Below are 13,263 nucleotides of genomic sequence, written 5' to 3'. Positions count from 1 at the left end.
GAAAATGAAAGTAAAGATCATTAGCATCCCGGTAAGGAACCAGGAAACAGCGCTGAACTTTTACACTGGTAAGCTGGGCTTCGTCAAAAAGACGGACGTGCCTTTAGGTGAAGACCGTTGGCTGACCGTAGTCAGCAAAGAAGAGCAGGATGGCCCGGAGCTGTTGCTGGAGCCCGCTCCCAATCATTTCGAGCCGGCCAGGGTTTACCAGGAAGCGCTTTTTAACGCCGGTATTCCTTACACGCAATTCAACGTCGAAGATGTGCAGCAGGAATATGAACGGCTGCTAAGCCTCGGTGTCGCCTTCAGCATACAACCGACAGAAATGGGTACGGTGAAGATCGCCATCTTTGACGACACCTGCGGCAATCATATCCAGATCGTAGAAATGCGCTGAGGCAAGCAGAACATAAGCACAAGTATGTTACGCCTCCTGTTCGCCCAGTGATTCTGTACTACCGGTGATGTTGCTGCATGATGGGAAGTCGGATAACAATAGCAGGCAGCACTAGATACAGAAAGCCGGCGGCTTTCTGTATTCCATCAGGAACTGTCGGCTATCCGACAGGACAACGCAGGGTAACACAGCAATTGCTTACATATCTCGAAGCAATCGTACCATCCAGAGTACAGGTGGGCGTGCAGGCGCCGGTCTGGATGCAGGTTTGTGTAAAGGGCGCGCCTCCGGCAACTGATCCGGATTCAAGGGGAGTGATGGTTTGCTTTTTTAATTTCAAAGCAGGCAGGGCAAGTTTGGCTTTTTTCATGTTATTGTGGTTTGGTGATTACATATCAAATATACTGAAATTTATCCTTTGCCACTCCGCAACAATTGTTTATCCTCCTGATAAATGATGCGCGGGCGGGTGAAAACATTTCTTGCCTTTTTCGAACGAACAAGGGGCGCAGAGACCGGAGAGACCGTTAAAGCAATTTAATAAAGGGAACTTCTTTCATAAAAAAACCAGGCTCCGAGAAGCCTGGTTTATTAATAGTGTATTGAGTGTATTGTAGCTTATTGCTTCACCACTTTCTGCGCCTGCAGCTTGCTGCCGTTTACGGAAGTGATCAGCATGTAGGTACCCGTGCTCAGCTTTTTTAATCCCGCTGCTTCAAGCGAATGCGTGCCTTTGCCTAATGCAGCCTGGTATTGCCATACCCTGCGGCCGGTCATGTCGAACAGCTCCAGCTGTACGGAGGCCTCTTCCTGCAGCGCTACCGAAGTATGCAGCACATCGCTGAAAGGGTTGGGACAGGTACCGGTAATTACTGCTCCGGCTACACCCTTACCTGGCTCTGTCTCGTTCACCCCGCGGAATACCACGTCTCCCCAGAGATGGAAGGCATGATGCAATTGCGCGCTGCTGCCCGAAGCATCGAAGTCGTAATAAGTGGCATACAGGAAACCCGGTGCATGCAGGGTATTCCTGCTAAAGGCAATACCCGGATTTGTGGGGTAAGTGTTGGCCGTAAAAGCGTTGGGCAGCGCCATGTAATCGGGATTGCTGATCAGCGCGCTGCCATCCTCACGCATCTCCAGGGCAATGTAGCCATTAGTGCTGCTGCCGTCGGTGGTATACCAGCCCACGGTGATTTGGCCGATTGGTCCACCGGTAGCGCCGGTGCCATAGTGCAGGGCCGGTGCATAAGCCTTGTGGATGTTGGCGGTAGGCTGATTGCCCAATACGCCGGAATTGACGCGGACCGTAGTTGTTCCACCTATGGTATGATGATCCATAATGCGGACGAAGACCTCCCTACGATCGGTATAGGTATAAGCCCAGTTATCCACATCGTACAGATCGGGGCAGTCCAGCACAAGATCGGAGCGCAGGGTATTACCAATAAATTCGACATCTTCTACAGCAGGCGCAACAACGCCGCCCGAGCTGAGCACATTATTGATGTCGATCACCGATTCGGTGATCTCGCCTGTACCGCTGTTGTAGGAAACGTAGTGCGCGTTGATCACATTGTTGCCGCCCAGCGCCACATCCGGGCTGATTGCACCCAATGAGCCGGCAATCGTCGACGTACCGCTCCAGGCGCCGCCACCGGGATAAGCCTTTGTTCTAAGGCCCAGCGCGGGGTCTTGCCATACAAGAACAGCATAATGCGAGCGGAATACATCGATGCGGATACGGCCATAGGTAGTAGCCGACGATAGCTGCTGTGAGGAAATAAAGTTCACGGGATTGGGGCCGGTGCTGTTGGTCAGCTCATAAGTATCGAGGAAGTGCCCCACGCCAACCTTGTAATAAGCGACGAAAAAGCTCATCCTGTTGGTTACCCAGTTGAACGCGGTGGCGACTTCCATGCTCCTTACTCCCTGGTAAGCAAAAGAACCCTGCTGGAACAGTCCGGTAGGATTGCCCTGCGGGGTCAGGCGCCAGAGGAACTCCCCGGTATAATTGGGGTCGGATGAGTTCCAGGCGGAAAGGTAGAGGTCCGCAGCGCCATAACCGGAAATCGTAGCGCCGGTACTGTAGCAGGAGGTATGGTCCGGCCGGCTTACCGCGGGATTGCCGTTAATAAATTCTGCAGCGTTGGGTGTAGTAAAGTTCGGGGTTTGCGCATTAAGATCTGTGGTCGCCACAGCGAATACAGGCAGCGCTGCCGCCAGGAGTTTTAATGATTTCAGCATGGAGCTTTTGTTTTGATGTTTGTGGAAAAATAATTGGTATCTGGTTCAGGTATTCAGTATGCTATGTTCCTTATACGGCCTCCTTTTTTGCAAATGTGTTCTTCCTTGCGGAAGATTCCCCCGGGGTTTTGAGGAAAGGCAGCATATTCTTCACGATACCGCTTATATATTTTTTTGGCCTAATTATTGTCCTTTAAGAGGAGCTGTCCAATCCCTCGGGAAAGCTGGAAGCGCGCCAGAAGCCTGCGCTATAAGAAAAGCGGCTCCGTAATGGAGCCGCCATGCATCTGTTTTATCCGGGGTATAAAAATTATTCCACCTCAACCCATACGGGCGCATGATCGCTGCTTTTTTCCCAGCCCCGCACATGCTTATCCACGCCTGCTGCCTTCAGCTTGCCGGCAACCGAAGGGCTCATCAGGAAATGGTCGATACGCAAGCCGGCATTCCGTCCATAAGCGTCGCGGAAATAATCCCAGAAGGTGTAGACCACTTCGCCAGGGTTGAGGGTTCGAAGGGCATCTGTCCATCCTTTTGCTACCAGGGCCTTGAAAGCATCGCGCACCCCGGGCTGGAACAAAGCGTCATTCACCCAACGCTCAGGCTTATAGACATCGATATCTTCAGGAATAATATTAAAATCGCCGATCAGCAATACCTGCTGGCCGGAGGTGAGCAGCTCATCGGCGCGCAGCATCAGCCTTTTGATCCACGACAGCTTGTAATCGTATTTAGGACCCGGAAAGGGATTGCCATTGGGCAGGTACAGGCAACAGATACGCATGCCTTCTATCGTCGCTTCGATATAGCGGCTGTGCACATCATCGGGATCACCGGGCAGGCCGGGTTGGGCTTCGGTCATCACATGTCCGCGGGAGAGGATGGCAACACCATTCCAGCTTTTCTGCCCATGCCATACCGCCTGGTAGCCGGCGGCAGCGATCGCTTCTTCCGGAAACTTTTCCTGCGGCGCTTTAAGCTCCTGCAGGCATACGATATCGGGCTTCGTTTCTTCCAGCCACCGCAGCAATACCGGCAAGTGCCCGTTGACACCATTAACATTGTATGTTGCGATTCTCATAAGTATTGGTTTAGCCGGTATAGGACCGGGGCTTAAAGGTACACAATTTGCCGGCGGCCGCTATCCTTACGTTCCGGCACATCCGGAATTTTTCTGCTGCGGCCAGAGGGCAGTGCCGCCGGGGTTTGATCGCGCGGTAAATTTTACTGCAATCTTTTTATGGCTCTGCTTTCAACCAGCGATTTCATTTGTGTTATAGCTACCTGATTGAGCTGGAGCAATCTTTCGCCTTGCGGCCATCCCCGTTCTATAAGCAAAGCATGAATGCTTTCCATATTGCTCAGGACAACCAGCTGCTCCAAAGTGGCGTAATCTCTTATGTTCCCGGTTTTGCCGGGATTCTCGTCGCGCCATTCTTTCGCCGTAATTCCGAAAAGGGCAACATTCAATAAATCGGCTTCGCTGGCATAAACATAACCGGCCTGCTGCCTGGTAATTTCCTTCGGTACCAGGTTTTGCTTAATGGCGTCTGTATGTATTTGGTAATTGATTTTGGAAATCGTTCTTTGCAGGTTCCATTCTAATTGCAGCCGGTTGTTTTCATCGTCTTTCAGGCGTTGAAATTCTTTGATTACATACAGCTTGAACTCTATAGAAATCCAGGAAGCAAATTCCAGCGCAATATCCTTATGGGCAAACGTTCCGCCATATCTTCCCGGTTTCGAAACAATACCTATGGCATTGGTGCTTTCTATCCATCGCTTGGGCGTCATCACAAAACTGTTGAGTCCTGCCTGTTTTCTAAACCCCTCGAATTCGAGGGGTTTAAAACCGGGATTATAAATTATTTCCCAAAATCCTAAAAGCTCGATCGTATTCCGGTTCCTCATCCAGTTCTGAATGATAGTATCCGTATGCTCTTCATCTTTATGCCGGGCTATATCGGTAAGAGAAATAAAATCCTGCTGATTGTCTTCATACAAAACAATCTCAACTCCCTTAACGTTTATCTTTTTATTTTTCGCCATATCAAGCTGCTTTTGCTGACCTAACCTGCGCGTTCCAAATCTTGTTTGCATACACTTCCAGGTTGACCTAGAACAAATTTAATTTATTACTATCATATCACAGCCAGGTAAAGGAAAATAAAATATAAGTGTATTCAATTAAGGTACAGTGTTGTAAACCAGGATATAGACTGGTATTGTCCTGAAACAACAGCGATCTTGGGGAATCCCTGTTCGGCCGCGCCGCTCGGAACGCAATAGCGGTCTGAACGGCGGCTGCGCTGAATACGGCTTTCTATGCGAGATCGCCGGGAAATGTTTATGGACCAATCTTCCGGAACGTAAGGTTGATCCGTCCGCCCATGGGCAAAGGCGATTTAGCAATGCGGTGCTCCCAGTACCGCTGCAGGTCGCCCTTCATCAGCAGCAGCGAGCCGTGCTCGAGGGCGATCGCATGCCGCAGGCTGTGATCGGCTTTACTACGGAAGTCGAAATGCCGCACTTGTCCCAGGCTTACCGAAGCAATCTCGGTCTTCATGCCGGGCAAGGTATCCTTATCGCTGTGCCAGGCCACCGAATCGTTACCATCGCGGTAATAGTTCAGCAGCACGCCATTAAAAGTAATACCGGTATAGGTTTCGATCTTATGCTTCATCTGCAGCAGCTCAGGCGTCCAGGGCAGTGGACTGCGCTTGTCCTCATAACGCAGCGGCCGCTCGCCGAAGAAGGCTGAGAGCCGTGGCGCGGCCACTTCCTTTTCGTACATCATGATCCTGGGCTGCTGCCAGGGCACGCTGCTTACCAGCTGCTCAAAGTAGCGGTACGCTTCTTCGCGCCCGAAGAAAGACGGCGTGTATTCGATCAGGTGGGCTGGCAGCGACAGCTGTTCGCGATCATCGAAAAGCTTGGCCTGCTCTGCAGGGGGATGGCCGCCGCGCAGGGCCTTCCCCCGCGACAGCTTTTTGGCAATAGGTTGTGCCGGCATAAGCGTTTATATCTTTAATGGTAGCGGTCAATTTTATTTTTTGTTCCTGATGATGCTGATGTCGCCTTGTATCTCGCGCAGGGCTTTGGCAATGCTCTGCAGATCGGGCTGCACATCGGGTATGGTTGCTGATAGAAAGCGCTGAAATTCCCAGAGCTCCAGCACTTCCGATACCGGAACTACATAAGGCTGATATTGGGTATTGAGCGATTCCAGCAGCAGGCCCCCGGCCTGAAGGCTCACTTGTTTGAAGACGAAGTCCTGCTCGCCCTTCAGGATCACGATACAAACGGTGCGCGGCTTCACCGTCGACCAGTCCTGGATAAAGCGGCAGATCACATCGCTGCCTTCGGGTATGGGCAGCATGGAATCGCCGGTGGTAGGAAACATACGGTACGTGCCACCGCGGCCGAGATTGGGCAGGGTAAACTTAGGCAGTGTAGCAATGTACTCCGGGTCGTTGTGTCCTGAGCGGTAGCCCGCTTTGGCTTTCACAGGGACATATTCGGCATTTTCCTGGTTGTCTTTATCTACAGTAATGGCGAGCACACGCAGCTTGCTGCCGGTAACATACACATCATTGCCGGCTTCCAGCTCTTTCAGCTTCAGCTCGCCCAGCCCGCTAAGCGCTATCTTCAGCAGGGTATCGATGCTTATGCGGAAATAAGCGGACAGGTTGACCAGGTCTTCCGTCGTAGGCGATTTGGTCTGGCCGCTTTCCAGCGCGGCGAGCTTCGAGCGCTTGATGCCCAGAATGCCGGCCAGTTCTTCCTGGCTCAGCTTTCTGCGTTCGCGCAGGTACTTAAGGTTAGCCGGGAAAAATATGGGGGTTGTATTCATTTGCTGTTGTCTTTATTGGTGTCAAACAAATGTCACTTCTGATGACAAATGTAAACTTTTATTTTAAAACAACAAATGAAACGCAAAGCACGGCGCCGGGAAGTCCGAGTACCGGATGAAAAAGAAAGGGATTAGTGAAAAGCGAAAAGGGTAGAGACTACATTCATATAGGGTTCCAGCTTAAAGAACCCCGCAAAGGTGATCCTGGGGTTAACATGAACTACTGCACCCAGGGTAAGCATAGCCAAGCCAGCCGTAAAAAACACAACACAAGCCAGGAGCAGGTAGAGCGCTTTTCGTTTACGTTGAGGAGTAGCTTTGGAAGGCATAGCTTTGGTTTATACCCGGTAAAGCTAAGCTATAAATTTGGATTTTCCTTATAATTAACATTTAGTGTAGCGGCTTCCCTGCCGGCTGAGCGCCGGGGTAAGCCATATCGCTGTCGCGGGCCTGCCGTGCCTCCAGCTGCCTGATGAGCTCCTGCATTTGTTGAGGCGACGTGGTTTCAATACCCTTCCTGTCGGGGAGCACAGGAGTCGTCTGGGTCAGCATGCGCAGCACCTGCATTACCAGGACAATAGCCATACCGGCGGGAACAATGGCGAAACGTCGTCCGCTCCTGGCCGTGTACTTATGCTTGTAGGTGCCGGTATCGGGCGGCGTATTGTCTTCCTGGTAGACAACCATGTATTGCGGACCTTCACCCAGCATGCTTTCCCGGTATTGCATATCGTAAAGCGCCTTCTTTCCTGTATCGGAAAGCACGTTATAAGCTTCAGTGATCTCCTGGAAGCGCCGGGTATAGGCTTCCGTATCTTCGGGATGCTTGTCGGGATGCTGCTCCAGGGCCAGCTTGCGGTAAGCAGCTTTGATCGCGGCGGCATCGGCGTCGAAGCCGACCTGCAGAATTTGATAGTAATCGATGAACGTGCGCTGCATAAGGGTCGATAAGGCAGCAAATCTACCGGAATAAAGCATTGGCCGGTATTAATTCTCCCGAAGGGCCTATAAGGCGTTGAAAAAGGCCTTACGGTTCAGGTCCAGCAACTTATCCACATATTAATCATCTCTTGTTATAATACTATTCGCTGTCACTATTGTTGCTCTATTGGTTTCCCCTTACCTTTGTCCTTTCATTGTAAAAAATTAAATTAAAAATAAAATGGCAGCAGTATTCACCGATGCGAATTTCGAGGCCGAAGTTCTGCAATCTGCAAATTTATCAGTAGTAGATTTCTGGGCTCCCTGGTGTGGACCTTGTATCGCTTTGGGACCAACCATCGACGCGCTTTCAAAAGAATATGAGGGTAAAGTGAATGTAGGCAAAGTGAACGTGGATGAAAATCCCAACTTGTCTGTAAATTACGGTGTGACCAGCATTCCCTGCGTTCTGTTCATCAAGAACGGCCAGGTTGTAGACAAGCAGGTAGGCGCCGCCCCCCGGTCCGCTTTTGAAAAGAAGATCCAGCAGCATCTGGGCTAATCCAGATAGAAGATAAAAACGAAGCAGCCATCCTTAACGGGTGGCTGCTTTTTTTAACCCTATAAGATTATGAAAATCTTTATTGGAGTTCCAGATCCAGGGCAGCGTACACCGGGCAATGATCGGAGTGGGTGACACCGGGATAAATCGCGGCGTCCTTCAGCCGGGCTTCCAGGCTTTTGCTCACACTGATGTAATCGATACGCCAGCCTTTGTTGTTGGCCCGGGCATTGGCCCTGTAGCTCCACCAGCTGTACTGGTGCGGGTGGGGGTTAAAAAAACGGAAGGTATCCACGAAACCGCTGTCGAACCATTTATCCATCCAGGCCCGCTCTTCGGGCAGAAAACCGCTGCTGTCCTTATTGCTGACAGGATTGTGAATGTCGATGGGCCGGTGACAGATGTTGTAGTCGCCGGTAACGATCAGGTCGGGGCGCTCCTGGCGCAGCTTATAGATATATTCAAAGAATTCGTCGAGCCACTGGTACTTGTAGGCCTGGCGCAGCTCGCCGCTGGAGCCGCTGGGAAAATAAGCATTGACCAGGCTTATGCTACCGAAGTCGAGCCGGATCACCCGGCCTTCCGCATCGCTTTGCATAATGCCGTTGCCATAGAAAACAGCTTCGGGCTTAATGCGGGTAAATACGGCCACCCCGCTGTAGCCTTTTTTCTCTGCAGGATACCAGTAGGTTTCATAGCCCAGCGCCTCGATACGCGCAAAGTCGACATTCTCCTTATGAGCCTTTATTTCCTGAAGGCAGATGATATCGGCGGGGTCGGTAGACAGCCAGTCCACGAAGCCTTTGTTCATCGCGCTTCTCAGCCCGTTTACGTTGTAGGATATTATTCTCATGTTGTTGCCGGGAAAAAGAAATACATTTTATAAAGTGCCCATGATGTTTTCCACCTCGAGCTCCTTGCCGTTGTATACGGGAACTACGGGATGCTGGTTGGGCGTCATGCAATAGGCCATATCGCGTTCCAGGCCAAAACCGGAAAGGCGGCGGTAATGCGAGCTGTCGCGCAGGAAATCCAGCAGGGAAGGGCGGGCCTGCGATTGGGCATAGAGGCTCTCCGCAATGCGGGCGCTGTCGCAATGTATGGTAAAATGCCCGCGGAGCAATGTGGTCGCCGCGCCGGCAAACAAAGTATCTTCCATATTGACACGGTCCTTCCAGGCCGAGCAGGCCAGCAATACCTTTTTATTCCGCTTGAGCAGGTACTGGCATACGGCGTTAAGATTAAGGAAAGACCCGGTGACGATGGTATCGGCATCCCGTACCATATGCAGCAATCTGGTGCCGTTCGTTGTTGTCAGCGCCAGCGTTTTTCCTTTAATAAAATCAGAAGGGTATTCGAGCGGCGAATTGCCGTATTGCAGGCCCGGAGCTACCTGGCCATCCCGTTCCCCTGCGGTGATGCAGTTTTCCACCGTTTCCTTCATCCGGATACAGTCTTCTACTGAGGCCACCGGGATCACAGCACGGGCACCGTTGTGCAGCGCGGCGGCTATGGTAGAAGTAGCGCGGAATACATCAATGATCACAACTATGGTTTCCCGGGTATCATAAAGCGAAAGCAGCGCGGGGGACAAGCATACTTCCAGTTGGGGGTTTTCAATCATCCTGCAAAAATAACGCAATGCAGGGCATTTCTTTTTCCTGACCAGCAGGAAATTAGCTATCAACTAAAAATTTAGTTGTAAAACTAATCTTTTAGTTTTATCTTCGTTCAGCATAACTAAAGATTTAGTTTAAAAATTAAGGTGCTATGAGTAATTTCAAATCGCTGACCAAAGCCGAAGAACAGATCATGCAAGCCTTGTGGAAGATAGGGCAGGGCTTTACCAAAGATATTATCGACCAATTGCCCGACCCTAAGCCGCACTACAATACAGTAAGCACGATACTGAAGATCCTGCTGGAAAAAGACTTCGTGAAGGTAATGGCTATGGGTAAATCGCACCTGTACAAGCCGACCTTAAAAAAGGACCAATATAGCCGGCAATCGGCCCGCCACCTGGTGAAGGGTTATTTCAACGGTTCCTTTGCCAATATGCTATCTTTTTTTGCCAAGGAGAAAGACATTACGGTAAAAGAGCTGGAAGAGCTCCTGAAGGAAATGAAACAAAACAGCTAACCCTTTAAAAGCGTAACCATGATCAGCTATTTTCTCGCCGCGAATTGTTATGGTTTCCTCTTTTTCTGCTTCTACCTGTTGCTGCTCCGCAACCGCAGCAGCCACACCTGGAACCGTATGTACCTGCTGAGCACTCCTTTGCTGGCTTTGGTATTGCCGCTGATACGCCTCGACATTCCGGGCTGGTATGCACCCGCTGTAGCACAGACCCTGCTGGCGGTTAGCCTGCCTGAAGTAACGCTTACTGCTGCCGGTGCCGCTGATCAGCCCTGGTATACCGGCTGGTCGCCCTTGTTTGCCGGCTATAGCCTGATGGCACTCGTGCTGCTGTTGCGTCTGGGCTACCGTATGCTCAGCCTGCGCCGTTTCCTGAACCGCCAGCGATGGATCCAACAGGACGGCTATCGCCTGGCACTGAATACCGGCCAGGGACCGGCCAGCTACGGCTGCACCATTATTTTCCCCGGCAACGATGCCGATTCCGGTATCCTGGCGCATGAACAGGCGCATGTGCACTACCGGCATCATTACGACAAGCTGCTGCTTCAGCTGCTCCAATGCCTTTTCTTCCCGGTGATCCCTTTGTACCTGATCGGCCGGGAGCTGAGCCTGGTACACGAATTCGAAGCCGACGCCCTGGCTGGCCAAGACAAGGAACAATACATGCGCACCTTGCTGAGCGAACATCTTGGCTTCAGGGGACCTGCATTGCTGCAACCGTTCTTTCGTCATCCCTTACGCCGCAGGATCAGGATGCTGCTGCACAGCAAAAGAGTGAATAACCGGCCTGCTAAAGGAGCTGTACTTTGCAGCACAGTGCTCATGCTCTTTGTCATTATCTATGCGCAGAGCATCCGCGCCTTCACCGTAGCGCCTTCAGTAAACGGAGGTAATTTTAGCCACCTGACCGGCGCGGGCACCGCGCCAGCAGAACTGTTGCCAAACATGCCGGCAGTTCAGGCTCAGTCGCAACCGGCGAAAGCTGTTGCTGCAAGGGCTATCCGGGAGCAACAACCCCGGCAGGTCAGGCCCGATGCGGCACCTGTGGCCTCCGTACCACAATCGTCTGCTGCGGAGGCTACGGCCGAACCCACGGCGACGTTGGTTCCGGCAGACAAGCCACCGGCAAGCATTCCAGAGAACAAAACATTTACCTCTGTAGAAGATATGCCGCAACCGCCCTTCGATGTAATGAAATACTTGCGGGAAAATATCCGTTATCCCGAAGAAGCAAAAAAACAAAGTATACAGGGTAGGGCTGTGCTCCAGTTTGTGGTTGACAGAGACGGCAGCATTACCGATATTAACCTCATGAGGGATATCGGAGGCGGTTGTGGCGAAGAGGCCGTGCGCGTGGTAAAGACTATGCCCAAGTGGAAACCGGGCCGCCAGGCTGGCCAACCTGTACGGGTCTATTACACCCTCCCGGTAAGCTTCAGGCTCCAGGATACGGAACAACCGGCGATAAACAACTGATCGGCCGCCGGATTCGTTAATTAACCGCTATAGAAAATACCCGGCTTTCACCGGGAGACCATCTTATTTGCTATAAAAAAGCTGCCGCTTAAAGGAGCAGCACAGCCGGGGGTTGAACTCAGCCGGCTGATGGAGCGCCTTTGTCTGCAGCAAAGACAATCCACAACCCTTTGATTTTTTCATCCTTTAAAAATCTATCCAGATGTATCTAACAAACAAATACTACCCGCGCTTCAGAAGCGCTGCCGCAGGCTTGCTGACAGCCTTCAGCATTTTATGGAGTCATACAGCTGGCGCGCAACAAGCCCAGGCAGAAAAGATCTATTCTTCCGTGGAGGTAATGCCACAACCCTCAGTAAACATTACGGACTATCTCTCCAAAAACCTGCGTTATCCGGAAGCGGCAAAAAAAGCCGGCATCGAGGGACGTGTCGTCGCGCAATTTGTAGTGAGCAAAAACGGGGCGGTAGAAGATGTGGCTATCCAACGGGGCATCCATCCCGAATGTGACGCCGAAGTGCTGCGGGTACTACAAGCCCTGCCCGCCTTTACACCGGGAAGACAGGCCGGGAAGGCGGTAAATGTGTATTATACGGTGCCGGTTAGCTTCAGGCTGGCGAAGGAGAATGCTAAAGCGACAGACAACAGCAGATCCGTTGAAACAGCAGCAGGTAAGATCTTTACGTCGGTTGAAGATATGCCGCAGCCTTCTGTAGACCTTGCCCGGTACCTCTCTGAAAACCTGCGCTATCCCGATGCTGCCCGCAAAGCGGGTATACAGGGAAGAGTGATCGCGCAATTCGTGGTAAGTCCTACCGGCACGCTCAGTGATATAGCGATCATGCGCGGCCTGGATCCCGAATGTGATGCCGAAGTGCTGCGGGTACTGCAAGCCATGCCCGCTTTTATACCGGGAAGACAAAACGGAAAAGCCGTCGCTGTTTATTACACCCTCCCGGTAAGCTTTAGACTCGGCGGAGGTAATGCAGCGGCAGCTCCGCAGGCTTCGGAAAGGGGCGCCGCGGCCGTGCAGCAAAAGGAGGACCAGGACCTGAAGTTCCACCCTAACCCCGTAAGCGATCAAGTCAGCATCTACGTACTGGCCGAAAAAGCGGGAACAGCACAGGTCTACATCAGGGATATGAGCGGCCGCGAGCTAATCCATAAGACCTTTACCCTGAAGGCCTCGGCCACAGAAGTGCTGCTGCAGATCAACGTAAGTCAATTACCTGCCGGCACTTACCTGCTGGAGCAGCAGCTGAATGGACGGCAGCAAAGCGCCCGGTTCGTGATCAGGCGCTAGGCACAAGCGGAAGCAGACGGCGCCAGCCGCAATTGGTAAATAAATATTAATAGCAGCGCGCTTGTATGCAAATATTTCTAGCTTCATACCCGGATTGTTTCACCCAAATAAATCAACCGATATGAAAAAGCAAAAGCCTGCACTGCAAAAGCTCGTGATCCGGAAAACAACAATTGTTCCCCTGGATGATGCCGCACAACAGCAAATCAACGGCGGACAGACTGCGGTGGTTTGCGTGTTCACGCACCAGATCTCCCGCTGTACCGACAAATGTATCCCTGCTACGGAGAATCTTTCCTGCCGTTGCGCATAAGCATGTATGCAAAAAGCGAAGGGCTGCGATGATCACAGCCCTTCGCTTTTTA

At 51.7% G+C, this 13,263-nt stretch carries 16 protein-coding genes; 6 read left to right on the top strand and 10 right to left on the bottom strand.

What is annotated here, in order from left to right; all coding sequences use genetic code 11:
* Window positions 1–4 precede the first annotated feature (4 nt).
* Window positions 5–397: a VOC family protein gene (locus DZC79_RS14715; protein ID WP_118952366.1), complete on the top strand. Its 393-nt coding sequence runs from the start codon at window positions 5–7 to the stop codon at window positions 395–397.
* A 160-nt stretch (window positions 398–557) separates the two neighbouring features.
* On the opposite strand, the gene DZC79_RS14710 is transcribed toward DZC79_RS14715, so the two are convergent.
* The 8 genes from DZC79_RS14710 to DZC79_RS14675 all read right to left on the bottom strand — a co-directional run bounded on the left by DZC79_RS14710 (window position 558) and on the right by DZC79_RS14675 (window position 7,436).
* Window positions 558–767, bottom strand: coding sequence for a hypothetical protein (locus DZC79_RS14710; RefSeq protein ID WP_118952365.1), 210 nt, complete (start codon window positions 765–767; stop codon window positions 558–560).
* Between the two features lie 248 nt (window positions 768–1,015).
* The gene (locus DZC79_RS14705) at window positions 1,016–2,644 is read right to left on the bottom strand and encodes a T9SS type A sorting domain-containing protein (protein WP_118952364.1); all 1,629 of its coding nucleotides are present in this window, start codon (window positions 2,642–2,644) and stop codon (window positions 1,016–1,018) included.
* Between the two features lie 310 nt (window positions 2,645–2,954).
* Window positions 2,955–3,725, bottom strand: coding sequence for an exodeoxyribonuclease III (gene xth / locus DZC79_RS14700; RefSeq protein WP_118952363.1), 771 nt, complete (start codon window positions 3,723–3,725; stop codon window positions 2,955–2,957).
* Window positions 3,726–3,868: 143 nt separating this feature from the next.
* Entirely contained in the window at window positions 3,869–4,744 is an 876-nt protein-coding gene (locus DZC79_RS14695; protein WP_232831839.1) for a KilA-N domain-containing protein, read from the bottom strand.
* A 247-nt stretch (window positions 4,745–4,991) separates the two neighbouring features.
* On the bottom strand, window positions 4,992–5,657 hold the full coding sequence (locus DZC79_RS14690) for an alpha-ketoglutarate-dependent dioxygenase AlkB family protein (protein WP_118952362.1): 666 nt from the start codon (window positions 5,655–5,657) through the stop codon (window positions 4,992–4,994).
* Between the two features lie 33 nt (window positions 5,658–5,690).
* Window positions 5,691–6,497: an XRE family transcriptional regulator gene (locus DZC79_RS14685; RefSeq protein ID WP_118952361.1), complete on the bottom strand. Its 807-nt coding sequence runs from the start codon at window positions 6,495–6,497 to the stop codon at window positions 5,691–5,693.
* Window positions 6,498–6,628: 131 nt separating this feature from the next.
* Window positions 6,629–6,826, bottom strand: a complete 198-nt coding sequence (locus tag DZC79_RS14680; RefSeq protein WP_118952360.1) for a hypothetical protein — start codon at window positions 6,824–6,826, stop codon at window positions 6,629–6,631.
* A 61-nt stretch (window positions 6,827–6,887) separates the two neighbouring features.
* A complete protein-coding gene (locus tag DZC79_RS14675) occupies window positions 6,888–7,436 on the bottom strand; it encodes a J domain-containing protein (protein WP_118952359.1) in 549 nt (182 codons plus the stop codon).
* A 223-nt stretch (window positions 7,437–7,659) separates the two neighbouring features.
* Between DZC79_RS14675 and trxA the strand changes: the two genes are divergently transcribed.
* Complete coding sequence (trxA, locus tag DZC79_RS14670; protein ID WP_118952358.1) at window positions 7,660–7,980, top strand: thioredoxin; 321 nt, start codon at window positions 7,660–7,662, stop codon at window positions 7,978–7,980.
* A 79-nt stretch (window positions 7,981–8,059) separates the two neighbouring features.
* Here the strand turns inward: trxA and DZC79_RS14665 are convergent, their stop codons facing one another.
* Both DZC79_RS14665 and DZC79_RS14660 read right to left on the bottom strand, forming a co-directional pair.
* Complete coding sequence (locus tag DZC79_RS14665; protein ID WP_118952357.1) at window positions 8,060–8,833, bottom strand: exodeoxyribonuclease III; 774 nt, start codon at window positions 8,831–8,833, stop codon at window positions 8,060–8,062.
* Window positions 8,834–8,860: 27 nt separating this feature from the next.
* The gene (locus DZC79_RS14660) at window positions 8,861–9,604 is read right to left on the bottom strand and encodes a 2-phosphosulfolactate phosphatase (protein ID WP_118952356.1); all 744 of its coding nucleotides are present in this window, start codon (window positions 9,602–9,604) and stop codon (window positions 8,861–8,863) included.
* A gap of 146 nt (window positions 9,605–9,750) precedes the next feature.
* Here DZC79_RS14660 and DZC79_RS14655 point away from each other — a divergent pair, with 146 nt between their 5' ends.
* From DZC79_RS14655 to DZC79_RS14640, 4 genes are all read left to right on the top strand, one after another.
* Window positions 9,751–10,119 (top strand): BlaI/MecI/CopY family transcriptional regulator, encoded by a 369-nt coding sequence (locus DZC79_RS14655; RefSeq protein ID WP_118952355.1) that lies wholly within the window; start codon window positions 9,751–9,753, stop codon window positions 10,117–10,119.
* A gap of 18 nt (window positions 10,120–10,137) precedes the next feature.
* Window positions 10,138–11,595, top strand: coding sequence for a TonB family protein (locus tag DZC79_RS14650; protein ID WP_118952354.1), 1,458 nt, complete (start codon window positions 10,138–10,140; stop codon window positions 11,593–11,595).
* A gap of 202 nt (window positions 11,596–11,797) precedes the next feature.
* Complete coding sequence (locus tag DZC79_RS14645; RefSeq protein WP_118952353.1) at window positions 11,798–12,898, top strand: TonB family protein; 1,101 nt, start codon at window positions 11,798–11,800, stop codon at window positions 12,896–12,898.
* 121 nt (window positions 12,899–13,019) lie between these two features.
* A complete protein-coding gene (locus tag DZC79_RS14640; RefSeq protein ID WP_118952352.1) occupies window positions 13,020–13,211 on the top strand; it encodes a class I lanthipeptide in 192 nt (63 codons plus the stop codon).
* The last annotated feature ends 52 nt before the right edge of the window (window positions 13,212–13,263 follow it).

Source organism: Taibaiella helva (assembly GCF_003545695.1).
Classification (GTDB): domain Bacteria; phylum Bacteroidota; class Bacteroidia; order Chitinophagales; family Chitinophagaceae; genus Taibaiella; species Taibaiella helva.
This window is presented reverse-complemented; position numbering and strand designations above follow the sequence as displayed.

What these genes read in the sequence shown, in the direction of transcription:
- DZC79_RS14715 (WP_118952366.1), top strand. Translation starts at nt 5, where the DNA reads ATGAAAGTAAAGATCATTAGCATCCCGGTAAGGAACCAGGAAACAGCG.
- DZC79_RS14710 (WP_118952365.1), bottom strand. Translation starts at nt 767, where the DNA reads ATGAAAAAAGCCAAACTTGCCCTGCCTGCTTTGAAATTAAAAAAGCAA.
- DZC79_RS14705 (WP_118952364.1), bottom strand. Translation starts at nt 2,644, where the DNA reads ATGCTGAAATCATTAAAACTCCTGGCGGCAGCGCTGCCTGTATTCGCT.
- xth (WP_118952363.1), bottom strand. Translation starts at nt 3,725, where the DNA reads ATGAGAATCGCAACATACAATGTTAATGGTGTCAACGGGCACTTGCCG.
- DZC79_RS14695 (WP_232831839.1), bottom strand. Translation starts at nt 4,744, where the DNA reads ATGCAAACAAGATTTGGAACGCGCAGGTTAGGTCAGCAAAAGCAGCTT.
- DZC79_RS14690 (WP_118952362.1), bottom strand. Translation starts at nt 5,657, where the DNA reads ATGCCGGCACAACCTATTGCCAAAAAGCTGTCGCGGGGGAAGGCCCTG.
- DZC79_RS14685 (WP_118952361.1), bottom strand. Translation starts at nt 6,497, where the DNA reads ATGAATACAACCCCCATATTTTTCCCGGCTAACCTTAAGTACCTGCGC.
- DZC79_RS14680 (WP_118952360.1), bottom strand. Translation starts at nt 6,826, where the DNA reads ATGCCTTCCAAAGCTACTCCTCAACGTAAACGAAAAGCGCTCTACCTG.
- DZC79_RS14675 (WP_118952359.1), bottom strand. Translation starts at nt 7,436, where the DNA reads ATGCAGCGCACGTTCATCGATTACTATCAAATTCTGCAGGTCGGCTTC.
- trxA (WP_118952358.1), top strand. Translation starts at nt 7,660, where the DNA reads ATGGCAGCAGTATTCACCGATGCGAATTTCGAGGCCGAAGTTCTGCAA.
- DZC79_RS14665 (WP_118952357.1), bottom strand. Translation starts at nt 8,833, where the DNA reads ATGAGAATAATATCCTACAACGTAAACGGGCTGAGAAGCGCGATGAAC.
- DZC79_RS14660 (WP_118952356.1), bottom strand. Translation starts at nt 9,604, where the DNA reads ATGATTGAAAACCCCCAACTGGAAGTATGCTTGTCCCCCGCGCTGCTT.
- DZC79_RS14655 (WP_118952355.1), top strand. Translation starts at nt 9,751, where the DNA reads ATGAGTAATTTCAAATCGCTGACCAAAGCCGAAGAACAGATCATGCAA.
- DZC79_RS14650 (WP_118952354.1), top strand. Translation starts at nt 10,138, where the DNA reads ATGATCAGCTATTTTCTCGCCGCGAATTGTTATGGTTTCCTCTTTTTC.
- DZC79_RS14645 (WP_118952353.1), top strand. Translation starts at nt 11,798, where the DNA reads ATGTATCTAACAAACAAATACTACCCGCGCTTCAGAAGCGCTGCCGCA.
- DZC79_RS14640 (WP_118952352.1), top strand. Translation starts at nt 13,020, where the DNA reads ATGAAAAAGCAAAAGCCTGCACTGCAAAAGCTCGTGATCCGGAAAACA.